The organism is Rhizobium sp. Root1220 (assembly GCF_001426265.1).
Taxonomy (GTDB): domain Bacteria; phylum Pseudomonadota; class Alphaproteobacteria; order Rhizobiales; family Rhizobiaceae; genus Rhizobium.
Map to the genome: position 1 here is coordinate 395,027 of NZ_LMDG01000023.1, position 22,874 is coordinate 417,900.

A 22,874-nucleotide genomic window follows, 5' to 3' on the forward strand; every position below is an offset into this window, starting at 1 on the left:
GGCCGACAATGAGCATTTCAACAAGCCTGATCGATACCGAACAGCGTCTCGGCGCCCACAACTACAAGCCACTCGATGTTGTCCTGACGCGGGGGGAGGGTGTCCACGTGTGGGATACCGACGGCAATCGTTATCTTGACTGCCTCTCGGCGTATTCCGCCGTCAACCAGGGCCATTGCCACCCGAAGATTCTCGCGGCGATGGTCGAGCAGGCCGGAAAGCTGACGCTCACTTCGCGCGCCTTCCGCAATGATCAACTAGCGCACCTCTACGAGGAGCTGGCGGAACTGACAGGATCACACAAGATTCTGCCGATGAATTCCGGCGCAGAAGCCGTCGAGACGGCGATCAAGGCTGTTCGCAAATGGGGTTACGAGGTCAAGGGAGTGCCGGAAGGCAAGGCCGAGATCATCGTCTGCTCGGACAATTTCCACGGCCGGACGCTCAGCATCATCAGCTTTTCCACCGACCCTGATGCACGGACCGGATTTGGCCCCTACACCCCAGGCTTCAGGACCGTGCCCTTCGGCGATGCGGATGCCTTCGCCGCTGCCATCAACGAGAACACGGTTGCTGCGCTGATCGAGCCTATCCAGGGCGAGGCCGGCGTTGTTATTCCGCCGGTCGGCTACTTCAAGCGCGTGCGCGAACTTTGCACGGAAAAGAACGTCACGCTGATTCTCGACGAAATCCAGACTGGCCTTGGTCGTACCGGCAAATTACTGGCCGAAGAGCATGAAGGCATAGAAGCGGACGTGACGCTGATCGGCAAGGCGCTGTCCGGGGGGTTCTATCCAGTCTCCGCCGTGCTTTCCAATTCCGAGGTGCTCGGTGTGCTGAAGCCTGGTCAGCACGGCTCGACCTTCGGCGGCAATCCGCTCGCCTGTGCGGTGGCACGGGCCGCACTTAGAGTGCTGACCGAGGAAGGCATGATCGAAAATGCCGCCAGGATGGGCGACTATTTCCTCGAAGGTCTTCGCTCGATCCGCTCCAACATCGTCAAGGATGTCCGCGGTCGCGGCTTGATGATGGCGGTCGAACTGGAACCGGAAGCCGGTGGTGCAAGGCAATATTGCTATTCGCTCAAGGAGCGCGGCCTGCTCGCCAAGGATACGCACGAGAACACCATCCGCCTTGCGCCACCGCTGGTCATCACCAAGGAGCAGGTCGATTGGGCGGTGGAACAGATCGGCAAGACGATCGCCTGACCGGTCCGGCATATATACACCAGGCAAGAAATCTCGGCGTCGATTTAGAATTGCGCAACACTCTTTCCCTAATGTCGATGCTAACCGTATCAGTGCTCTTCCAATTTCGAAGGCGTGCGCGGTTTGAAGGCAAAGTCCATCCGCGCCAATGGTGGCGCGGTTGCTCCTGCCCTGGCTTTCGACAGTTGGGACGATTCCAATGGCTACGATCAATTCCACGAGCTTCAGCGGCGATATGCTGGAGATCATTGCCTTCAGACTGCACGATCAGGAATTCTGCGTTAAGACGACTACCATTCGCGAGATCCGCGGCTGGGCACCGTCGACGCCGATCCCGCATTCCCCGGCCGACGTCATCGGCGTCATGAACCTGCGCGGCTCGGTGATCCCGATCATCGATCTCGCGTTCAAGCTCGGCATGAAAAGCACCGTCGCAAACGAACGCAGTGCCATCGTCGTTGCCGAAGTCCACAACATGGTCATCGGCATGCTGGTCGACCGGGTTTCGGATATCCTGACAATCGCATCGGGACAGGTGCAGCCGGTGCCGGAAGTGACGGCATCGTTCGATCGCGCCTTCTGCGAAGGCATCATCGCCTCGGAGAACGGCATGATCTGCTTCCTCAACCTCGCCAAGATGTTCAAGGAAAGCGAAGCGGACGATCTGGCCGCCTGAGGGTCAAGCACTTCGAGTACAACAAAGCCGTCTGCGGGGCTCTCCTGTCAGGCGGCTTTTTCCTTGATGGAAACCAACTCCGCCGCAAGGTCGCGGGCTTCTGCGTCGGCGGCAAACACATCGTCCATCGTGTTCGCCCCGCCTGCCCCGGTCATCCTGTCCATGATCGCCTCGGCGATGTCGGCCATTTGTAAGAATCCAATCCGCTCATCGACAAAGGCCTGAAACGCCACCTCTTCAGCGGCGTTCATGATGGCGCCCTGCAGTCCGCCGCGCTCGAGCGCCGTCCGTGCCAGTCTCAGAGCAGGGAAGCGGTCTTCATCCGGGGCTTCGAAGTCCAGGCGGGAGAGCTTTGCGAAATCCAGCCGCTCGACGTCCAGCTTCGGCCGGCGCGGGTAATCCAAAGCGTAGCCAATCGCGGTGCGCATGTCCGGGCTGCCGAGCTGCGCAATGACCGATCCGTCCGTGTAGCCGACCATGGAGTGGACGACCGATTGCGGATGGACAATCACTTCGATCTGATCTGGACGAACTCCGAAAAGGTGCTTTGCCTCGATCATCTCCAGAGCCTTGTTGAACATCGATGCGCTGCCGATGGAAATCTTCAGGCCCATCGACCAGTTCGGGTGTGCCCGTGCGGTCGCGGCGGTCACGTTCGCCATGTCGGCTCGCGACCATGTCCGGAAGGGGCCACCCGACGCCGTCAGGATGATACGCTCGACGGCGTGCCGCTGATCTTCGTCAAGCGACTGGAAGATTGCGCTGTGCTCGCTATCGACGGGGATCAATCGGCCGCCTGCGTCCCGCACGGCGTCGACAAAGAGGTCGCCCGCCGAAACAAGGCATTCCTTGTTCGCCAGCGCGATCGTCGCCCCCCTGCGCGCCGCCGCCAGCGTGGGTGCCAGTCCAGCGGTGCCAACGATGGCTGCCATTACCCAGTCCGCCTCGATATCAGCGGCTTCCGCAAGTCCGGAAACGCCGGCGGCGACCGCAATGTCGCTGCCTGACAACGCGGCCTTCAGCGCGTCATACATGCGGTCGCTGGCGGTTACAGCGAGCTTCGCGCCGGCCAATCTTGCTTGGTGCGCCAGGAGCTCGACGTTTTCGTTGCCGGTGACAACGGAGACTTCGTAATTCTCCCGTCCGCCAAGCTGCCCGATGACATCAAGCGTATTCTGGCCGATCGAGCCCGTTGAACCAAAAACACTGAGGCGCCTGGGCGCATTGCCTGTCATCATGGTGATTTCGCCAAAACTCTTGTACCCGCCCCGGCTCTACAGGGGATTGATATGGGCGGCAAGTGTGCGATGCGGCGGAGTGGCGTTCGCATCGTTGGGCCAGCATGTGCTGGTCGCCGGGTGACGCATGCAACCAACTTCGCGATGCGGCGTTCTCTAAAAGAGAAGTTGAGAGGAAGCCACCATGATTTTCAAACAGCCAACGTTCTTCGGCGAAACGCCGGAAATCGAAGTGGAGTTCGTCAACCACGCGGCTCTCGAGGAGGCCGTCGCAAATGCGCTGGCCGTGGCAGGCGGCCTTGATGCCTCTGATCTCGATGTCACTGTACGCGAAGGAAACGTCGTACTTGGAGGCGTCGTGGCGACTGTCGCTCAGGTCGAACGGGCGGCAGCGGTCGCTCGGGCAGTAACGGGTGTCAAATCCGTCCAGAACGATATTCGGGTGGCATAGCATCGGCGCCCGCGCCGGAGACACGAGGTGTTTCAGCAGCGACCTGCAGCGCGCTGGTAGCAATCATCCCGCGAAGCGCTCTGCAAGGAAGGTGGATCCGGCTATCCTGTCGGTTTTCGGCGTGGTCATCGGACCACCCGGCTTGTAGGCGGTCGCCAACAAAAGACTGCTAACGACGAGATATGCGACTGCCAGCACTGTGAGTTTTATTCGCATGGCGAGCACTCCTGTTTCGCCGTAAACGCGGCAGGACGTCGAATGTTCCTGTCGGGGCTAGAGAACGCGGCAAGTAAGACCGAACCGCACACGGTCGGACAATTCGACTTGCGGCCGGCTGTTGGGGATTACGACGTCGGCCCGGTCTTGCAGCCTGCAAAAACGTCGAGCTTGGGATCGTGAACGGACGTCGTCACGTTCATCATTCCAAGGACGCTGTGAAACAGGTTGTCGTGGGATGTAGCCCGGCCCGAGGCCTGGGCAACGCATGCCTTGTCGACCGCCATGGACTTGGTGAAATCCGGATCGAGCCACACCAGGAAGGGGACATGGGTCTGCTCGTCAGGGGCCAGCAGATACGGTGTCCCATGGAGATAGAGCCCGTTCTCGCCGAGCGATTCTCCGTGGTCCGACATATAGATCATCCCGGTAGCCATCTTGTCGCTGCGTGCCTTCAGCTTGTCGATCACCGTCGACAGGAAATGGTCGGTATAGAGAATGGAATTGTCGTAGGCGTTGACGATCTGTTCGTCCTTGCAGCTTCCGAGTTCGGCCGTCTCGCATTCCGGCAGAAATTTCCGGAATTCCTCAGGATAACGCAGATAGTAGGCAGGGCCGTGGCTTCCCATCTGGTGAAGCACGAGCACGCTGTCCTTGGTCACGCCGTCCAGCCATTCATCAAGCTTGTCGAGGAAGACGCCGTCCTGGCATTCGCCTCCCTTGCAGAAGCGCGGATCCGTCAAGTTGGCGAGATCCACGTATTTGATGCGGTTGGCCACGCCCTTGCTGCCGGTATTGTTGTCGAACCACGCGACATCGATGCCGGCATGGGCAAGAACGTCCATCAGGCCCTCGTTCTCCAGCCCCTTGCTATGGGTAAAGGTCGCTCGCGTGAACTGCGAAAACATGCAAGGGATCGACGTTGCGGTGGCGGTCCCGCAGCTGGTCGTCTGCGGGAAGTAGATGACGTCCCGCTTTCGAAGCTCAGGGTTGGTGTCCCGCCCGTAGCCTCCGAGCGAGAAGTTCATCGCCCGCGCTGTCTCTCCCGCGACGATGATCGTCACCCGCGGCTTTTTGATGCCGCCGGCCGGAGCAGCAACCTCGGCGTCCGTCCCTAAAGGCTGGACGACAAGCCGTGCCTCCTTGCTGGCCTGCAAGAAGTATCGTGCCGTGCTGACGATGGGGGTAACAGGGTTCAGCGTCTTCACGAGGTCGCGGTGTTGGCGGATCGCTGTCGTGTATTCCTTGGAATAGCCGATGGCGGCGACGGAAAACACTGCAAGGCAGACGGTGATCGTTACGGTGTTCCACAACAGCTTCTGCAAAACGGGGCGGTGAACAACCTTGACCCAGAGTATCAGCAGGACCGGGACCACACCATAAAGAAGCACGTGCAGGAGGAAGCCCCGCGTAATCAGATGATGGGCTTCAGCAGGCGTTGTTTCGATCGCGTTGCGGATCATATCGGGATCGACAATGACCCCGAAGGTGTCGGTGAACCAAGCCGCGAGAGCCGAAGCCACGACGAGGAAAATCAGAAATGGCTTGATCACATACTTGGCGGAAAAAGCGGTGGCTGCCGCAATGAACAGGACGGGGATCGCGACATACAACATCCAGACGGCGCCGGGCTCGGGCGCAAGGTAGTTGTGAACCTTCACCCAGAACGTCCGGTTTGCACAGACGGCGAGATAGAGCGCCACGATCGCGCACAGCGTGACGCTGCCGATGCTCGGCCGGGAGAGAAGCGATTTTCGCAAGATTGGCGGATCCAATGCACGTGTTCATCGGCTGATAGCATGCGAAGACGGGTCAGTCGTGTGACGAATCAACGCAATCCGGATACATGGCACGGAATCCTGACACCAAACTGAACGCCGCTTGTTGACGGGCACCGATCCCGGCGACACCCGTGGTTTCCCGCTCGGGAATAGATGCGAGTATCGGTCCATTGTCAGTGCGATCGTCGAACGCCCCATACGCTCCTGCACTTTTGGGAGGCAAGCCGGTATACTTCGGCCTCAGTATCGGTTTGCCCTTCTTGTCTACCTCTCCGTTGTCTACGGCAACGCCAGCAGCAAGCCACGACGGATTGAGCCCGTGGCGGCTTGGCTAATGATTGCTTTCCTCGTCATTCGCGTTCCCTTATCGAAAATATCGAGAAGTGAATCGCTTTTATTTGGCGCCTTGGTCGCGTAGTTTATTGGTCGCCGTAGCTCAAACGCTTGCGATTTCGCTCGACGAACCATTCGCGCAGAGTTCCGACGCGCCGCTGATCATGCTTCACATATGGAAGGCACAAATCAGGGAATGACCTCACCCATTGGTCGAATGTGTCTTCCAGCGCGGTGATCTTTTCAGTGACCTCATAGCGGCCGGGACCGTCGACGGCCAGTTTCTCCAGCCTGTTTTTCAGGGATCCGAGTTCCCTGATGATCGCGTCCAAACGTTTGATGGCGGTGGCGACCTCCTCACCGAACAGATAGCGAGCACTTCCGGAGGCAAGTGACAATCGTCGACGGGCATTGAAGGCGACAAGGTTACCTTCGTTCGTCCAGAAATATCCGATGACGTCGTTGACCTCGTCGATGACCTTCATACGACGATCGAAGAGATCAAGGACCACTTTCTGATGCGCTGTTCGCCATTGCAGGAAGGCAATGATGGCCACTGCGATGCTGATGAAAAAAGCTGCCCACGATGCCATGCGAATCACTGCCTCCGTTGTGTCAGGCAAAATCACGACACCTGACGTGATCGAGTCAAATGCGCGAGACGCCTTTGCAAGGTCCCATGTTGCAATCCATGTCGCATGGATTCGCCGAATCGTTGAAAATCAACGGAAACGGATGCAACATCCATAAGGCTGGGTTGTTTGTTATCTCGTTGAATCTATTGGTGATCCCGACGCGATTCGAACGCGTGACCCCCAGATTAGGAATCTGGTGCTCTTTTAGAGGCGGGTTCAAAGTTACCGGTATTTACCGACGCCTTCGGTTGGGTGACAGTAGTCGATGGGCAGCACGGCCACACTTGGCCTTGCTGTTCCCAAGCCAACGCTACGAGTGAATGACCCTGTCAAGGTCGTCAGAGCGAGCCCTTGCGGCGAGCGTGCCTTTACAGGGCCAGGCAGGAGTGGCAGAAGAAATGGAGTATCCGCCAAGGGCGGATTCAATTTTTCGAAAAATTTCTCTGAAAAATTCGGCGTTTCCTCGGTTCTGCGAACTATGATCTCCCACCTAAGTGCTTACGTCTAGGAACGCCACCGGACACCTACGCCATAGAAAAGCTGGGTCCGGACGCTACTCCAGCCCAGGAACTCAACGCCGCTGTTGAGGTAGAATTTGTGCAGCTTTTCGAGCGAACTGGGCCATGGCTGGCCGGTCTCCAGTTTGCCGATGGCGTTCAGGGACACTCCGGACCTCGCTTCGGCCTCTGCTTGCTTCAGCCCAAGAAGGTTTCTGGCCGCAGCGAATGACACGCCTGTCTTTTCCGTATGGTATTCTTCGCTCTCGATGAAATCGATTTTTTCGGGCGCTATCCATCTAGCCCCGGAGCGCGCGACATCTTTCCCGAACGTTAGCTCGCCCAGAAACTCGATACCCTTGGACTCGTAGAACTCCAGCAGTCGCACATTGTGGTCGTTGACGGAGGATTCACCGGCTTCAACGGCGGCTATCGCTCGTCGTGGAATCTTCACGATTTCAGAGACCTCAGCGACGTGGAGCTTCGTTAGGGATCGCGCGACTCGAAGTGCTGCGGGTGAGGTGGGCGTCTTCATCGCAAATGAAAAGCCGTTTTGGGACATTGGTTGTCAACATTCGTTCGTCAGGGTCTTTATTTGTTCATAAAACACGTTATAACCGTGATCGGTGATCAGAAAACGCACACAGAATCCGGGAACGATTTAATGCAACTTGGTGATTCGTCTGTTGACCTGTGGCTTGGCTATTCGAAGGTAGCCTTGGTTGAAAAACTGAGACGACTTGCGGATGACCTTGAGAACGCAGAAACCTCCGCCGGGACAGGTGTACCTTCGGCGTTTCTCAAGGATTGGTTTTTGGTGCAGAGGCCCGTTCCATCTCTCGTCGGCCAATCGTTTGGCCATCCTCGCATCGCCGACGGGCGAACAGCATGCACCAGCCAACTATTCTTTCTCGACAAGCGTCGTGGTCTCGCCCGCACTTTGTCCCGTTGGTATTCCCTCGGGCCGTCGGGGACCGCCGATCGTCAGTTCCAGTAATAGTCGACGCCAGTCCATCATTGCGGTGAGCCAAAACGGCGCGCTGTAGAGCATTCCATTTGCAGGAAGAAGCAATGCCAAAAGTTCATTCTGGCAAGCGCACCCGCGTGCCTTGGAAGTCGACAAGAGTCGGCAGCACTAACGTCACGCTGCCTGTTTTCATGGCTTACTGCGCCATAGCAGCCGCGCTCCGCCCGTGGAATAAAATAGAACGCAAAACGATCGTAACGCTGACGTTCGGCGACGACTACTATAGACCGGTCTACTCCCAAGCGGCGCAGGTCTTTGGCCGGGAAATTTGGAAAAGGCTGGACTTCGACACCTTCGTCTTCGAATGGTCGGACAAATCATTTCGCGATCAGGCTCTTGCGGAGAGGAATCAGTCGGGAATCTTCCTGTCACCGCCAAAGTACCAGCTGACTGACAACGAACTGCTTTTCTCGGACGCAGTGATCGAAATCGGCCCCCGGTCCAGGAGACACGCAAAGGCGGCTCTTCTCCGGGCAGGACTTCCTCGTGACGAGAAGCTGGTTGACCTATTGGTACAGGAACCTTGGGAACGTCTTCACTCCGCGTTTCAAGACCGGCGCGGTGCCCTCCAGGCTTTGGAGCGTTTGCGTCAACAATTTTCAAAACTGATTGGAAAACCCGAGCCACAGATCGCGGAGACGATCGGACCGACGCTTGAGGACATGCACGGTTTCGGGCCAGCCTTAGCCTGGGGATACGAGCTCGCGCAGGACCTGGCGGACTACAAGTCTGGCTTGATCGGCTGGCGAGATGTCGATGCTGGAGTCCTGATTAGTGGGCCGCCGGGCGTCGGGAAGACGATGTTCGCAACCGCGTTGGCCAACACCTGCAAGGTGCGTGTGGTTTTCGGTTCAGTTTCTCGTTGGCAAGAAGCGGGTAACCTGGATGAACACCTGAAGGCCATGCGCACTTCTTTCACCCAAGCCGAGAAGGATGCGCCGTCGATACTGTTTATCGACGAAGTGGACTCAGTTGGCCGGCGTATGGAATCCGACCACAACTCGAGTTATAATCGTAAGTTTATAACGGGCCTGCTCGAACTTCTCGACGGCTTCGTCCGTCGCGAGGGCGTGGTGGTCGTCGCGGCATGTAACCACCCGGGCCTCATCGATCCTGCCATTCTGCGCGCGGGAAGGCTCGACCGTCATCTGGAAGTCACGCTCCCCGATGGCGCTTCACGTCTTCGTATTCTGAAGTTTCATAGCGGCATCCGGCTTTCAGACGCGGACGCCGAAATGTTCGTGCTCGCCACCGAGGGCTTTGCGGGCGCGGATGTCGAGAAACTCGTGCGGGGAGCGAGGCGAACGGCACGGCGCAATGCAGACGACCTTAACGCGATGCACATAATCGATCAGCTCCCAATGCTGGAGAAGCTCTCGGAGGAATACCTCCGGGTCGTCGCGATCCATGAAGCGGGACACGCGTTGGTCGCCTTTGAAACCGGACGCGAGATTTCCAGTATTGCGATCTCGAAACTGCGGAGACCTGGACATGTTGGTGAACTCGGTAGGGTCGACTATGAGCCGTCGGCGACGCACGCTAGGACCAAAGCAACATATCTCGACTCCATCGCCACCTGCCTTGGAGGCATCGCGGCTGAAATGGAAGTCCACGGCGCTTTCGCGGACGGCGCGTCCGGCGCGAGCGAGGCCGATTTGAACAGGGCCACGGAAATCGCGACCGTTATCGAAGGGGTGACGGGTATGGGCCACACACTCATCGTGGAACCCCTTGAACTCGCAAAGCTGGCGATGATGCGTCTCCACAGACCGGAGCTTCGAAGACAGGTCCACTTGTTGCTGCAAAACGAACTCGCGAGAACGAGGTCTATCATTCAAAGGCAGCGACCAGCCCTAGATGCCTTGGCAGATCGGTTGATGGAAACGTGCTCGATGACAGGCGCGGAGGTCGTCGAGATTCTGCGTCGCCATCGCAGATCGGTAGTCAGCCTTGCGAAGCCAATACTGAGGACGGGGACGTGACAGCAAAACGAACGCGATCATCCGGCAATCGGAAGACGCCACGGAAACCTTTGCCGGGTTCGGTCGGTGAGATGCTCGACGAGGCCGGCTTCCAGCCACTCGGTAGAACGATAAACGTTTCCGAACGCGGCGCAGATAGGGTGCCCTCACCGCCGAAATGGGTTAGCCCAGTCGCGGAGTTCCTGTGGTCGGCACTTCCCGACCCCGAAACCGGTCAATGGGACCATCTCTTCATCAGTGCATTTGAAGCTGCCTGCGGGGCTTTGGTCGCGCTCGGAGAGGCGGTCAAGGCGGTCGACGGTGGCATCGAGAGAAGTGCACACCCGACGTTGCCGGCGACGTTGCCACGATGGGACGATGTCGCCACGGTCGTCGTTTCTCTCGCGGCCCAGGTCAATCTACTGGAGTACCGACATTTCGTCGGAGCGCGGGCCCGACCAAGTCAAACGGGCCTTCGGCCTGCGAACATACGGGCAGCCCATGGATGTGGACCTGCATACCTTTCGCCTGAAGCTTTCGGTGTCTTTGAGAGCCTCGGCCTTATTCTCGGTGCCAGGTGGACGGAACAAGCTGAAACGATCCTGTGGCGTGACTCCCCTGACGAGTGGGGAATCGATTTTACCGCGGACCGCCGTTTTACAAGGGCCCGTGATATCGCGCTGGTCCGTGTTCCAGAGGATATCGCGGAGAGACTTAAAGTGACAGGTGTCATCACCGAAGAGAGCATCGTGGACTGGCTAGAGGCGGCGGCCAAGTATGCGCCGACTACGAAGACCCGAGATGACGCCCTCAAGTCCCTCAGGTTTTGGAGCCGATGGAATCTCGATCAGTTATTCCTGAGGCGATGGCGGTTGCACGACGGATGGCTCTCGGCTCAAGAGGCCGAGCGGACGCTGCTGATCGAACACGATGCTCTTTCGATTACCATGGTGAGTGCTTTTGTAGCCCAGTACCTTCCGCACGCGCCATTCTTGTTCGAATAATCGCTCTCGCCAAGACTGGTAGCGACAACCTCCATTCGCTGAACTCATTTCCGACCAGTCGACAATAGGTGCCGTCCCGATGAAGCTATGGCCAATCTCCGACCTGCATCTCGAATTCGGGGTGCCATTCGATCATCGCCTCCCGGAAGGGACGGACGTGGTCGTATGCGCCGGCGATGTCACCACGAAAGGCATCATCCCCAGTCTTCAATGGTTGGCCGACAACATCGCACCCGAAATCCCGGTCGTCTGCGTCGCTGGAAATCATGAGTTTTACGGCGGCTTTGTGCAAGAAAACATCAGGGACGCCCGCAAGTTCGCGAATGGTTTTCCCAATATCCATTTTCTCGAGAACGAGACAGTCGATATCGGGAACATGCAGTTCATTGGAGGAACTCTTTGGACCGACTTCCAACTCTTTGGCCGTGAGGCTGCTTTCGCGATGGCCGACGCGGAAGCGGGCATGAATGACTACCGCCGGATTAAATTCACGAAGCGACCCTATAAGAAGTTCAAACCGATCCACGCTTTCCGGAAGCATCAGGAGACCCGCAATTTCATCGCGGCAGCAATGGAAGGGAGCGCGGAACGGACGACTGTCGTCCTAACCCATCATGCGCCGTCCAGCCGATCGGTTCCGTCATGGTATCGAGAGGGTTCGGCGGTCGCCTGCTATGCCTCCCATCTTGAAAGTCTAATCCTCGATGCGCAGCCGGCGCTCTGGATACACGGCCACCTTCACAACCGAAGTGACTACCACATCGGGCAGACGCGCGTGGTCAGCAATCCTCGAGGATATCCAGGTGAACGGACAGGATTCGATCCCGGCTTCGTCGTGGAGATCGGTGCAAATCTCGGATCGAATGAAGAACTCGTGCAATCGGCGTTGGCTATCCTCGACCGGGTACCGGACGTCGCTCCTGATCCGGAAGATGACTAGCCAATGCCTGTCAAATAGTCGATCTCGCTGACGCTAAAGCAGAACGGCGCAATCGGAACCGAATGCTCAGACGGACGAATGTATCGGGCCTTGAGCCAGGCCCGGAAGGTCAAGCTGCTCCCCGTAGTATGTCGCCATAGCAACTCTGTAGTCGCGGCATATCACCGACTGCCGCAGTTCGCTTGCGCTCTTGTACCGATAGAGGAAGGGTGTAGCGCTTTTGCGATTGTCCATTGCGACTACGTCACGGAAACCATCGTTGTCCAGGTTCTCCGTTATGAACGACTTGAGTTTGCTTCCCGGTGAAAGGTTCCAAAGGAGAATGCGCCTGACAGCTCTGTAGAGATTGCCAAGGACCATCGGCGTCGGCCGAAGGTTTATCTCCATAACCCTGCTCTGAAGGCCGTGCAGATAGGTTTCGTCGTGGAGCACCCGTCGCCTGCGAACATCATAGAGGGCGGCATCATAGTTGAAAAACGTCGAGCGCGTGAAATCCTCGAGCTTGTCCGCCGCGACGTGACCTTCGCGTATCGCCCAAGTGGACTTCAACGCCCAAAAATCGACGTTCCACCCCATCTCCGATATCGAATGTCCGCCGAAAGCGTTGGTTCGGGCATTCACGGATTTAGCCATGTCGGCAACGGCTTCCACCGGCGCGTCTATCACAAGGTCGACGTCTGACTTGAACCCCAGTTTTCCGACGCGCGCGAAGTCTCGAACCATACCGCCGACAATGGCAACGTTGTCGAACTGATGAAAATGTATCGCAAGGACATGGCGCAGCCGCCGACTGGCGAGGGTGTCGTCTCGCCAGACGTAATCGTCGATACGACGCTTCACGATATGGGACTTCGTTGCGACTGTCATTTCGGCAACGATCTTACCTCGTTCCAGAGGTTCAACGCAAACGAATCCGTCATGCCCGAAATCATGTCGGTAAGGAGCCTGAGCTCCCTGTACCTGATGCCCGAGCTTGGCCCGGCGCTGTCCTTGCTGTGTTTGGCCGCCTCGATGTAGTTCGGGCTGACAAGGGACCATCCGTATTTTGCGATTGCGGTCGTTCGCTTGCTGTCAAAGTTGTCGTTTTCCTCGCGCTGGCTGATCGCTTCCCAGAAAAACGACATCAGCTCGTCCAGCGCCGCCGCTCCAAGGGCCTCCATCTTGAGCACGGATGGATGCGCAAATGCATGCTGTTTTGCTATCCCCTTGAGGGCCTTGCACAATTTATTGTCATCAAGAATTGCCTTCGCATGCGTCTTCCCCATCACGGCATCCGACGAAGCGAGGAAGGTCGTAGCCACATCCTCAATCAGAGCGGAAATAAGGTAAGCTCGCAGCATGCCGATCTTGATATCGCGGGCAACCTGCGGGCTTCTCTTCAGGTCATGGATTTCCTTAAACTTCCGGCCGATTTTCTCGACCGCCGGATGGTCTTTACTCCGCTCGTCGTGCTGGAGTATTACAAGGACATCGTCCGGCGAGATGATCTTCTTCTTCATCACGTCGTCCACGTCGAGGATGCTGTATGCGATGTCGTCGCAGGCTTCCATGATCCACGTGAGCGGGTGACGTTCTTTCTCCGCGACGCCGACGTGCGCCCGCATCCATTTGACGACATCACTTTCGGATTCAAAATAACCGCGCTTTCCGAACACGGGATGATCGTCGACCGTGGAAACTGTGGAGACGGGGTACTTGAGCGCGGCCGAGAGTGTCGCAGCCGTCAGGTCCAGTCCGAGGTAATCACGGTGCGTCTGAAGTCTGGTGATTAGGCGGAACGTTTGCGGGTTCCCATCAAACTTGGTGAATTCCGTCCGCAAGCCCAGGGGCACCTCGTCCTCCAATTGCTTTCCTTTCGGGCCGTCGAGATCGAAAATCCAACTCGAGCGCTTTGTAAACCAGTAGCCAATTGCCGCCTCTCCCTGATGACCAAATGGAGGATTTCCCAGATCATGGGCGAGCCCGATCGCGGTTAGGATCGGCTGGATGATCTTGTGTAAATCGGCACCGAAAAGTTCGGGCCGCCGCTCGGCGATGTTCGAGCCAATCGAGCGTGCGAGGTTTGCCACCTCATGCGAATGTGTCAACCGAGTGCGAACGCCATCGTTCTCGTCCATGGGCCAGACTTGCGTCTTGTCCGAGAGACGGCGAACCGGCGTGGAGAACAACAGTCTGTCGTGATCATGCTGGAATTCGGAGCGCCATCCGCGGGCGTCTCCGTCGTCGATCCCCGACTGGGTGCTGTCGAGTTCATCGGAAGGGGCAGAAGGAGCAGGACGGCGGGCGGGAGACCAGAAATTCATGGGACAACTCCGAGGCAACTGGATAAAAAATGGAAGACGCGGGCGGTGGGGGCTCTCCATAGCAGGAATGGATACCCGCTCTAGTTGAAATATCCGGCAGCAGTCGTCCGATGCCGTCTTCACTGCATCGGATACGATCGAGTTAGTTGCGGTTCAGTCGCTCCCGTTGAGACAGGAGCCGCCTCGTCTCTTTGGCCAAGAAGATTAGAATGTGGCAGCGGAAACTGGCACATCTGCGGGGCGGCTTGTGAGCGGCTATGCGTATGCCTCAGATCAGCGACATTCCACCATCGACATTTAATTCGATGCCGTTCACGAAACGGCTATCGTCCGACGCAAGAAAGAACGCGGCATTAGCTAATTCTTCCGAGGTTGCCAGCCTTCCCGCTGGGATTGTTTTGGACATATGTTCGAGGAACGGACCACGCTGCTTGTCCGAAATTCCGAGCTTGCCGAGGATTTCGGTGTCGGTGGGGCCAGGGCTAAGGATGTTTACTCGGATACGGCGATCCTTGAGTTCTATCGCCCAGTTCTTCGCGAAGGCGGCGGCGGCTGCCTTTGAGCCCGCGTAGACTGTGTGATCGGGAAGGACTTTGCTAGCAGCCAGTGAACTCGTTATGATGATGCTTCCCCCGTGGTTGATGATCGGGGAAATGGCCTGGACACCAAAGAAAACCCCTTTGGTATTTATCGAGAAGTGGTGATCGTAGACTTCCTCGCTGATCTCTTGAAATGGCTTGAGATCAATCACACCAGCGTTGGCCATGTATATGTCTACTGTGCCGAATACTCTAGACACCTCCGCTGCTACCTCGTGGTGATGTGCAAGGTCTGCAACATCGCCGCAAAGGCCTACCGCCCCGTGGCCTATTTCATTGACCGCTTGGTCAAGGACATCTTGGCGTCGCGCCGTGATAACGACCTTCGCGCCACGGTCTGCGAACAACTTGGCCGTGGCCTTTCCGATCCCACTGTTACCGCCTGTAATGACGGCTACTTTTCCTTGCAATGTATTCATCTCAGTCTCCATGTTGCGGAGCCTTGAGATAGCGTTGCGACGAGCGGCACATAAGCTGGTTTGCGAGCACATGATCTGTGCGCAGGAGGTATCGATGCCCAATCTTCTTGATGAGACGCCAGGATTGATCGCATTTGTGAGGTCGGTAGAGACGGGGTCGTTCAGTTCGGCGGCAAAATTCCTCAGAACGTCGCCATCGGCAGTTTCAAGAAGTGTGGGGCGTTTAGAGGCGCTCGTGAATGCCCGCTTGTTTCTGCGGTCGACGCGGGCCCTCTCTTTGACTGCGGAAGGGCAGGCTCTCTTCGACAAGGTGGTGCCGTTGCTTCGGCAATTGGACACTTCTGATGATTTCGCACTTAACGATGAGCACCTTGTCGGTCGGATCAAGTTCAGCATGCCGAGCGAACTAGGCCGATTTTTTATGACTCCGATTTTTCGTGATTTCGCCTCGTCGTACCCCGCAACCAGTTTGCAAGTCGGGCTCACTGACCGGCAAGTCGACCTTATCCGTGAAGACTACGACGTGGTGTTTCGGGTTGGCGGGGGAGGACAAAGCGACCACCGAGTTCGCAAGCTGGCCGATGTGAATATGGTCATGGTCGCCTCACCTGGTTTTGTCGAGCGATACGGCATGCCCAGATCGAGCCACGAAGCAGCACAACTGCCGTTCGCAAGGTACATTGTCGATGGCAAACCTAGTCCTGTGTCCTTAGAAAACGGTGAGACGTTTTTACCTCAAGGAAGGGTCGACTGTGACACGGGGCAAGCTCTCAGGGCTGCAACAATGAACGGCCTCGGAGCGGCGGTATTTATGCGTTGCGCTGTGTACGATGAGCTTCGAGACGGCCGTTTGATAGACGTCTCGACTCACCTTGCTCTTCCTTCCCAGCCCTTCCGGGTCATTCATGCCTTCGGTTCCATGATGCCGAACCGCCTCCGCCGCTTTTGCGATTTCATTGGACAGCATGCCGAGGCGATACCTGGGCTCTAAGTTGAGTGACGAGTTCTCTGACCAACTGTCGAGCTCCCCAAATCGGAAGGCCCTCTAGAAAAAACTCGCGGCCCTTGTTCAAACTGTGAACGGTCAGGTCGCACCTACAGCGCTGCCTTGCCGATCGATGCTCCGCCGTCGATATGCAAGGTCTGCCCGGTCATGAAGCTGGCGTCTTCGGACAGTATGTATTCGATAGCCGAGGCGATTTCATCCGGCCTTCCAAAACGTCCCATAGGAACGCCTGAGAGATATCGAGCTTACCAGCGCTTCCGACCGGATTGTTTGCCCGGAACAGCTCCGTCTCCGTGGGGCCAGGCGAAACGGCGTTCACGGTAATCCCAGTCGACGCCAGTTCAAGCGCCCAGTTCCGGGTGAAGCTGACCAAGGCCGCCTTTGCCGCCGCATAGCTTGTGCGCTCTAAGCTACCGAGCACCGTCAAGCTCGAAATGTTGACGATCCGCCCCCAACCTCGCGATCTCATTCCCGCAAGCGCGGCCTGCGATGCGGTGAGTGCGGGATGAAGGTTGACGCGAAGCACGCTCTCGAGGGCCTCGATCGTCACGTCATCCATCGGCGCTGCCCGCACGAGGCCGACATTGTTGACTACACTGTCGACACTGTTCTCACGAGTTATCCGGCTCAAATCTTCCAACGCTGTATGATTAGAGAGATCGAGAGGAAAGAGGCGTCCAGGGAAACCTTCCGTGGTATTTCGGGCAATGCCGATTACGCTGTGCCCCTTTCTCGAAAGGCGGTTTGCGAGCGCAAGGCCGATCCCTTTGCTCGCGCCTGTGATGAGAATTGTCCTTTTCATCGTGTCCTTTCAGCCGAAGCCGAAGTCATACGGTCCGAGCCCGTGACGGGATTTGTTATGTAATCGATGCCTGTGCGCTGCCGAAACAATCGCAGTTTCACGGCGGCGTCTATGTCGGGTCCGCCTATGGCCGGCATAACCGTTCGCTATGGCGCACCGTCGCGAACGGTATTTTCAGCGTCATCTAAAATAGCGGCCCGAGGGTTTCGGCCGAGGTCAGGATCAATGACGCCGGTCGTCCGCCTTGAACTCGTCTTTTATGGAAGTTTATCGTGACGGTTGTCATGGATCGCCATTACACCCGTTTTTCGCAAGTTTTACGCAAGGCGCGAGGTCCAGCGTCCCAACACGAAAGGACCTCAAAACAGGAACCCGACGGTTCCGGGCGACAGCTTTTAGGCGACGACGAAGCGACACCGGGTCGGCTCTACGCGAACGCGCCGTTTGTCGTCGTAGCTCACAATACAGAACCCGATCCTCGGTTCGTCTATGCGAACCTCATGGCGCAACGCATCTTCGGCTATTCTTGGGACGAGTTCACATCCTTGCCGTCACGGCTTTCGGCAAAGGCTCCCGATCGATCTGAACGGCAGCGATTGCTCGACGCGGTCGCCACGCATGGATTTATCGATAACTATAGGGGCTTGCGGGTCACGAAATCAGGGAGGGAGTTCTAGATGGAGAACGGGCTCGTTTGGCAATTGATCGACGCGGATGGCGTCCGTCGAGGCCAGGCCGCCACGTTTTCGCAATGGTCGTATCTGGAGGGCTAGCCACTAACGACTGCCCCACCGTTGGCAAGCCGAGGGTGGGAGAGGGTCACAAAAACCTCATGACCGTTATCGTTCTCGTCTGCATAAGCCCAGAGAACGCCGTCCACTCGGTAGACGATGTTCCCTGCGTCTCCGAAGAGGACTTGTTCGCCCACCCGCGGTACACCGACGGCGCGGCGCACAGCCAAGCAACCCCGGTCACGAGAAAGTGGACCGTAAAAAGGGCGGTGACCTCTCCGGGGTCGAGTTCGCTGTCGCGTCTCATCGTCAGGCGATCGCCAGTACCTCTCGCCTAATCCAATCGTGAAAAGAAAGCTCCGACAACATCGCGCTTCTGCCAGGCAACAAGCCGTCCGGAGGCAGGCCGACGCCGAAGTACATCGCCGATGGATCACTCCTGACCGACCGACTGTCGGAAGTCGCAGTGAGGTACTCGCTTGCGATGTCGTTGAGGCTGATACTTTGTGGTCCGGCGAATTCAACGATCGAATCCCGGGGGCTGCTGAGTGCCAGCCTCGCTATGCCTTTCGCTGCCTCGTTCGCGGCCAGAGGCTGAAGGTCTATCTCGGGTAACCTCAATGCTCCGTCGGCTTCAAAACCGTCTAGGATGCTACCCATAAATCGAAAAACTGCGCTGATCTCACCACTGTGTAGGGGAGACCGGATGATCGCACGATGTTCTCCTGAACGAGCTTTCCGCGAAAGTAGTCGTTCTCGACGAGGCGGTCCGTTCCCATGACGGAGAGAGCCACGTAGTGTTTCACGCCGGCCGCTTTGGCCGCTTCCACAACGTTCCTGGTTGCTCGCCGAAAGAACTCGAGTGCGTCACCGTCCCCAAAAGAACCTGAGTTGACGACGTCGACGACCGTGTCCACACCGGACAATCTCGCATCCAGACCTTCGCGCGTGATCACGTCGACGCCAGTTGAAGTCGACGCCGGAACCACTGACGCGCCGGAGGCTTGCAGTTCCTTCGCAATTCTAGAGCCCATTGTGCCGCTTGCGCCTATAACTGCGATTCTCATAAAAGACCTCCGTGTCACATCGGGGGCATCATAAGCTTCTGGCCGGGGCTTTCGACTAAACGAAAGCTTGCCTTGACGGACTCTTGGCGCTCTCTCGGCCGTGTCGGCCGGACCCCTATACGATGGTTTGCCGTGCCTCGGATTTTGTTCGTGCTAATGTCTCGCGCGAGAAACCGTAAGGCCTTCGGGCCGGGCAGTGCGAATATGCAGCCGATGAAAAGCGCCGTAGACGACCAGACCCCATTGATACATATCGTGGACGATGACCCTGACATTCGGGAGTCCTTGCTCGATTTGTTTTCGGTGGTCGGACTGCAAGCCGTTGCGTTTGCCAGTGGAGATCAGTTCGTCGCCGCGGCCGACCTGTCCGCGCCAGGTTGCGTGGTCGTCGATCTACGCATGCCCGGGAAGACAGGGTTGGACATCCAGGTGTATCTCAACGAGGTAGGAAGCACGCTTCCTCTCATCTTCCTGACGGCACATGCGGACATCCAGGCGAGCGTCATAGCGATGAAGGCCGGAGCCGCCGACTTCATCACCAAACCGTTCCGAAATCAGGAACTCCTGACCGCTGTTGATGTCGCGATCAGTGTCGACACACAGCGGCGGCTCGCGAAGGCCGAGACAGACGAAGTGCGTGCGTTGTTTGACAAGCTCACCCCGCGGGAGAAGCAGGTCATGAACGCCATATGCCGCGGGCTGCTGAACAAACAGGCCGCCTTTGAGCTGGGCATCAGCGAGATGACCGTGAAACTTCATCGAATGAGCCTCATGCGGAAGATGCAGAGCCGGAACCTCGCCGACTTGGTCCGCAAGGCAGATGTTCTCGCCAACTCATAGTGGGAGTGGGGTGCCTTTTTTTGGCACCCCCGGCGATGTCAGCTTTCAAAGAATGCAAGAAGGTCGCCGTTTACGAGGTCTGCGTGCGTGGTTGCCATACCGTGCGGAAAGCCTTTGTATACGTTCAAAGTGGCATTCCGCAGGAGCTTTTCGGCCAGTATCGCGGAGCCAGCCAACGGCACGATCTGATCGTCGTCTCCGTGCATCAGGAGTGTCGGGATAGTGATTTTCTTGAGATTGCCTGTGAAGTCGGTCTCGGAGAATGCCTTGATGCCGAGATAGTGAGCATTGGCGGCTCCGGTCATCGCTTGACGCCACCAGTTCTCGACAACCGCGTCCGCAGCCTTCACTCCGGGACGATTGTACCCGTAGAAAGGACCACCCGCGAACTCGCGGTAGAATTGCGACCGGTTGGCCGCCAACGCCGCGCGAAGGCCGTCAAAGACATCCAACGGAATGCCTTGCGGGTTGGCATCGGCTTTCGAAAGATGTGGGGGAACGGCACCTATCAGCACGAGCTTGGCAACTCGGCCTTCTCCGTACTTTGCGACATACCTGGCAGCTTCACCGCCGCCGGTTGAGTGGCCGACGTGTATCGCGTCGCGGACGTCGAGGTGAGCCATCACGGCAGCGACGTCTGCGGCGTAGTGGTCCATGTCGTGACCGTCGCTCACCTGCGCGGAACGGCCGTGCCCACGGCGGTCATGCGCGATGACCCTGTAACCCTTCGAAAGAAAGAACAGCATTTGGGCGTCCCAGTCGTCCGAACTGAGAGGCCAGCCGTGATGGAACACGATGGGCTGGGCGCTGTGAGGGCCCCAGTCCTTATAGAATATCGAAGTGCCGTCGTTGGTCACCACATAGCCGGCCTCGTTCGAGCCCAAGCTTTTGGCGGGCTGCGCTGCGGACGACGTCCTCAGGGTGCCGGCGGCCGCGACGGCGGCCAACGATCCGGTTATTAAAGTGCGGCGTGTGTGCCCATTGGTTTTCGAAGTCATCGATGCTTCCAATCAATCTTGAGGGGTTCTCATGAAGGCGTGAACTCGCCCAGATGAGGCTCTGGATTGATGGCGCAGCAGCCCGTCCTTGTGGAGCTATACGATGGTTATGACGCTCCGCCGCCCGCTTTCCCGGTGGCAACCTATACGGACGTTTGCGTTATTTTCGAGCTCGTATCCGCCTATAGCCCGTGCCCGCAAGACGGGGGTCTATTCGATGGGGCATTTGATACTGCTTGATGCCGACACGGATGCTGGAGCCAAGGTGGCCGAGCATTTTCTGGCAAACGCGTTTCTGGTGACGGTAGTGGCCGATTTTCGTAAGCTCAGGCACGCTCTTGCGAAGGGCGTCGCGGACGCCCTTTTGGTGAACATCGACAACCCCGAGAATTTTCATGATCTCCGGGAACTGACCCGCATCACGCCGGTTCCGGTGATCGTAGCCAGCGCCCGGCTACTCGATGAAGAACATAAGGTGAGGGGGTTCGAAGCCGGCGCTGCAGATTACGTCCACAAGTCGATGGGCCTTCGGGAACTCGAGGCCCGGATACAGGGCTCCATTCGCAGAAACCGGCTTGTAACCGCCGATCGGACGCGGCGATCATATGCGTTCGGAGACTGCAAACTAACCGTCCGCGATCGCCGTTTTAGCAGACCGGGTGTCAGCGATGCGGTGCTGACCGTGGCGGAGTTCAATCTGATAATCGCGTTTCTGAACGCACCCCGGCAAGTTTTATCCCGGGAGAAGTTGTTGAACGCAAGCAGGGTCAATTTCGAGGAGATTTATGATCGCAGCCTCGACGCTCTGGTGATGAGGTTGAGACGACGCATTGAAATCGACCCCTCGAGGCCGCGGCTGATCAGGACCGTTCGCGGCAAAGGCTACATCTTCGATGTGGGCGTCGACGTGGAGCCGAGGTGAGGCTCTTATGTGTGGCGCGGACAGGACCTTTTGATGAAGTCTAGGAGTTCACTGGAACGGATCGGCTTCTCGAGGAAACCCGCCGCACCTAACGAGGATGCCTTGGTTTTCGTGTGATTGTCTGCGAACGATGTCATCATGCAGACCGGAGGTCCCCCGGCGGCGACGATTCTTTGCAGCAAGTCGATCCCGGACATGCCGGGCATCTTTAGATCGGCGAGAACGCAATCCACATCATCCGAGTGTGCCGCGAGAAACGCTTCGGCTGACGAATGCGTAATCGCTTCTATGCCTACAGCGTCGAAAAAGTCGCGGAGTGAATCCAGGAGAATCTGGTCATCGTCGACGATGGCTATCCTTACTGGGCTCTCGGTAGGCATATTGCGTCACCTCCGCCCGGACCTCCGGGCTATCTGAAATTTCTGAAACAATACTAAGGCAAGATCGCCGCCAACCGGACCAACTCGGGAAGCGATGCCGCGTTCATCTTTTTCATCATACTGCTGCGATGAAGCTTCACCATGATCTCGCTGATGCCCAACTCGTAGGCGATCTGTTTGTTCAACAAGCCCCTGACGACGTGCGACATGACCTCCTTCTCGCGGGGTGTCAGCGATGAGAATTTCGATAGCGCATCGGCCTTGATCTGCCGTTCCTTGAAAAGACCAGCGTCGAGGGTGAGGGCGTCAAGCACGGACTTCAGAAGGTCGTCGGGACGAAAAGGTTTTTGGAAGAAGTCGATTGCGCCCGCCTTCATGGCGGCGACGGTTATCCCGACATCGGCCAGTCCGGTCATGAAAACGACGGGAAGTCTATATCCTCTGCCGTCCAATTCGCGCTGAAATCCTATCCCATCGACCTTTGGCATGTGCAGATCGACGAGCACGCAACCAGCGGCGTCCAAAGCAGCGCTGGCGAAAAACGAAGCCGCGTCGCCGTAGCTCTTCGCTGAGAGACCCGCAGCCTCCAAGAAGTCCGTCAGCGACACCGCGACTTCGGCGTCATCGTCGACAACGTAGACCGTCTGTGGGCGCAAAGCCTCATGAGCTTCTTCTGTGTCAAACGCCATTTGCATCCTCCACTCAGATGGCCCCGGTGGCGACGGGTATTCTGTCGCTACTTGTCTGGCAACTATACTGACGTTTGTAGCACCCCGAGTTGACTGACCGCGGCGTCGCTTCCGAGTTCACATCAGCCGAATACAATCGGTGCCGAGCCAT

The 22,874-nt window shown here is 57.5% G+C and carries 24 protein-coding genes and 2 pseudogenes; 11 read left to right on the forward strand and 15 right to left on the reverse strand.

Translation table 11 applies throughout. The features are described from left to right. Positions 1-8 precede the first annotated feature (8 nt). Entirely contained in the window at positions 9-1,208 is a 1,200-nt protein-coding gene (gene rocD / locus ASC90_RS16225; protein WP_056542354.1) for an ornithine--oxo-acid transaminase, read from the forward strand. 199 nt (positions 1,209-1,407) lie between these two features. After that, positions 1,408-1,884, forward strand: coding sequence for a chemotaxis protein CheW (locus ASC90_RS16230; RefSeq protein WP_056542673.1), 477 nt, complete (start codon positions 1,408-1,410; stop codon positions 1,882-1,884). 47 nt (positions 1,885-1,931) lie between these two features. Here the strand turns inward: ASC90_RS16230 and dxr are convergent, their stop codons facing one another. Then, entirely contained in the window at positions 1,932-3,122 is a 1,191-nt protein-coding gene (gene dxr / locus ASC90_RS16235) for a 1-deoxy-D-xylulose-5-phosphate reductoisomerase (RefSeq protein ID WP_056542357.1), read from the reverse strand. A 184-nt stretch (positions 3,123-3,306) separates the two neighbouring features. On the opposite strand from dxr, the gene ASC90_RS16240 reads away from it, so the two are divergent. Then, positions 3,307-3,573 carry a BON domain-containing protein gene (locus ASC90_RS16240; RefSeq protein WP_056542359.1) on the forward strand — a complete coding sequence of 89 codons (267 nt, stop codon included), beginning with the start codon at positions 3,307-3,309 and terminating at the stop codon, positions 3,571-3,573. A 63-nt stretch (positions 3,574-3,636) separates the two neighbouring features. On the opposite strand, the gene ASC90_RS29410 is transcribed toward ASC90_RS16240, so the two are convergent. The 5 genes and pseudogenes from ASC90_RS29410 to ASC90_RS16260 all read right to left on the reverse strand — a co-directional run bounded on the left by ASC90_RS29410 (position 3,637) and on the right by ASC90_RS16260 (position 7,489). After that, positions 3,637-3,789: a hypothetical protein gene (locus ASC90_RS29410; protein ID WP_200950914.1), complete on the reverse strand. Its 153-nt coding sequence runs from the start codon at positions 3,787-3,789 to the stop codon at positions 3,637-3,639. Between the two features lie 128 nt (positions 3,790-3,917). Beyond that, complete coding sequence (locus ASC90_RS16245; protein WP_056542675.1) at positions 3,918-5,549, reverse strand: phosphoethanolamine--lipid A transferase; 1,632 nt, start codon at positions 5,547-5,549, stop codon at positions 3,918-3,920. Positions 5,550-5,714: 165 nt separating this feature from the next. Then, positions 5,715-5,895, reverse strand: a pseudogene (locus tag ASC90_RS30035) (site-specific integrase); the annotation flags it as partial. A gap of 94 nt (positions 5,896-5,989) precedes the next feature. After that, positions 5,990-6,496, reverse strand: coding sequence for a hypothetical protein (locus tag ASC90_RS16250; RefSeq protein ID WP_056542361.1), 507 nt, complete (start codon positions 6,494-6,496; stop codon positions 5,990-5,992). A gap of 546 nt (positions 6,497-7,042) precedes the next feature. Next, positions 7,043-7,489 (reverse strand): helix-turn-helix transcriptional regulator, encoded by a 447-nt coding sequence (locus tag ASC90_RS16260; protein WP_162246978.1) that lies wholly within the window; start codon positions 7,487-7,489, stop codon positions 7,043-7,045. A 111-nt stretch (positions 7,490-7,600) separates the two neighbouring features. On the opposite strand from ASC90_RS16260, the gene ASC90_RS16265 reads away from it, so the two are divergent. From ASC90_RS16265 to ASC90_RS16280, 4 genes are all read left to right on the forward strand, one after another. Further along, positions 7,601-8,032: a hypothetical protein gene (locus ASC90_RS16265; RefSeq protein ID WP_156392978.1), complete on the forward strand. Its 432-nt coding sequence runs from the start codon at positions 7,601-7,603 to the stop codon at positions 8,030-8,032. 74 nt (positions 8,033-8,106) lie between these two features. Further along, complete coding sequence (locus ASC90_RS16270) at positions 8,107-10,044, forward strand: AAA family ATPase (protein ID WP_056542367.1); 1,938 nt, start codon at positions 8,107-8,109, stop codon at positions 10,042-10,044. Then, positions 10,041-11,027: a hypothetical protein gene (locus ASC90_RS16275; protein ID WP_156392980.1), complete on the forward strand. Its 987-nt coding sequence runs from the start codon at positions 10,041-10,043 to the stop codon at positions 11,025-11,027. The genes ASC90_RS16270 and ASC90_RS16275 overlap by 4 nt, the downstream gene beginning before the upstream one ends. A gap of 79 nt (positions 11,028-11,106) precedes the next feature. Next, a complete protein-coding gene (locus tag ASC90_RS16280; protein WP_056542370.1) occupies positions 11,107-11,967 on the forward strand; it encodes a metallophosphoesterase in 861 nt (286 codons plus the stop codon). Positions 11,968-12,033: 66 nt separating this feature from the next. Here the strand turns inward: ASC90_RS16280 and ASC90_RS16285 are convergent, their stop codons facing one another. The 3 genes from ASC90_RS16285 to ASC90_RS16295 form a co-directional block, all read right to left on the reverse strand. Beyond that, complete coding sequence (locus ASC90_RS16285) at positions 12,034-12,834, reverse strand: hypothetical protein (RefSeq protein WP_056542373.1); 801 nt, start codon at positions 12,832-12,834, stop codon at positions 12,034-12,036. Continuing rightward, positions 12,831-14,270, reverse strand: a complete 1,440-nt coding sequence (gene dgt / locus ASC90_RS16290; RefSeq protein ID WP_056542375.1) for a dGTP triphosphohydrolase — start codon at positions 14,268-14,270, stop codon at positions 12,831-12,833. Before dgt ends, ASC90_RS16285 begins: the two co-directional genes overlap by 4 nt. A gap of 268 nt (positions 14,271-14,538) precedes the next feature. After that, on the reverse strand, positions 14,539-15,288 hold the full coding sequence (locus ASC90_RS16295) for a glucose 1-dehydrogenase (RefSeq protein WP_056542377.1): 750 nt from the start codon (positions 15,286-15,288) through the stop codon (positions 14,539-14,541). A 94-nt stretch (positions 15,289-15,382) separates the two neighbouring features. Between ASC90_RS16295 and ASC90_RS16300 the strand changes: the two genes are divergently transcribed. Further along, positions 15,383-16,279 (forward strand): LysR family transcriptional regulator, encoded by an 897-nt coding sequence (locus ASC90_RS16300; protein WP_056542379.1) that lies wholly within the window; start codon positions 15,383-15,385, stop codon positions 16,277-16,279. Between the two features lie 104 nt (positions 16,280-16,383). Here ASC90_RS16300 and ASC90_RS30405 read toward each other — a convergent pair whose 3' ends face one another. Continuing rightward, complete coding sequence (locus ASC90_RS30405) at positions 16,384-16,488, reverse strand: hypothetical protein (RefSeq protein WP_348270873.1); 105 nt, start codon at positions 16,486-16,488, stop codon at positions 16,384-16,386. Then, positions 16,440-17,096: an SDR family NAD(P)-dependent oxidoreductase gene (locus ASC90_RS16305; RefSeq protein ID WP_348270872.1), complete on the reverse strand. Its 657-nt coding sequence runs from the start codon at positions 17,094-17,096 to the stop codon at positions 16,440-16,442. Before ASC90_RS16305 ends, ASC90_RS30405 begins: the two co-directional genes overlap by 49 nt. 383 nt (positions 17,097-17,479) lie before the next feature. Here ASC90_RS16305 and ASC90_RS16310 point away from each other — a divergent pair. Then, positions 17,480-17,869: pseudogene (locus ASC90_RS16310) on the forward strand (MEKHLA domain-containing protein); the annotation flags it as partial. Positions 17,870-18,471: 602 nt separating this feature from the next. On the opposite strand, the gene ASC90_RS30040 reads toward ASC90_RS16310, so the two are convergent. Continuing rightward, a complete protein-coding gene (locus tag ASC90_RS30040) occupies positions 18,472-18,894 on the reverse strand; it encodes an NAD(P)H-binding protein (RefSeq protein WP_056542385.1) in 423 nt (140 codons plus the stop codon). 213 nt (positions 18,895-19,107) lie between these two features. Between ASC90_RS30040 and ASC90_RS16330 the strand changes: the two genes are divergently transcribed. Continuing rightward, complete coding sequence (locus ASC90_RS16330) at positions 19,108-19,734, forward strand: response regulator (protein WP_162246979.1); 627 nt, start codon at positions 19,108-19,110, stop codon at positions 19,732-19,734. Between the two features lie 38 nt (positions 19,735-19,772). Here the strand turns inward: ASC90_RS16330 and ASC90_RS16335 are convergent, their stop codons facing one another. Beyond that, on the reverse strand, positions 19,773-20,732 hold the full coding sequence (locus tag ASC90_RS16335; RefSeq protein ID WP_082519941.1) for an alpha/beta hydrolase: 960 nt from the start codon (positions 20,730-20,732) through the stop codon (positions 19,773-19,775). A gap of 103 nt (positions 20,733-20,835) precedes the next feature. On the opposite strand from ASC90_RS16335, the gene ASC90_RS16340 reads away from it, so the two are divergent. Continuing rightward, positions 20,836-21,654 (forward strand): winged helix-turn-helix domain-containing protein, encoded by an 819-nt coding sequence (locus tag ASC90_RS16340; protein WP_056542389.1) that lies wholly within the window; start codon positions 20,836-20,838, stop codon positions 21,652-21,654. A gap of 5 nt (positions 21,655-21,659) precedes the next feature. Here ASC90_RS16340 and ASC90_RS16345 read toward each other — a convergent pair whose 3' ends face one another. Continuing rightward, a complete protein-coding gene (locus tag ASC90_RS16345) occupies positions 21,660-22,034 on the reverse strand; it encodes a response regulator (protein WP_056542390.1) in 375 nt (124 codons plus the stop codon). A 53-nt stretch (positions 22,035-22,087) separates the two neighbouring features. Beyond that, complete coding sequence (locus tag ASC90_RS16350; protein ID WP_056542392.1) at positions 22,088-22,723, reverse strand: response regulator; 636 nt, start codon at positions 22,721-22,723, stop codon at positions 22,088-22,090. Between the last annotated feature and the right edge of the window lie 151 nt (positions 22,724-22,874).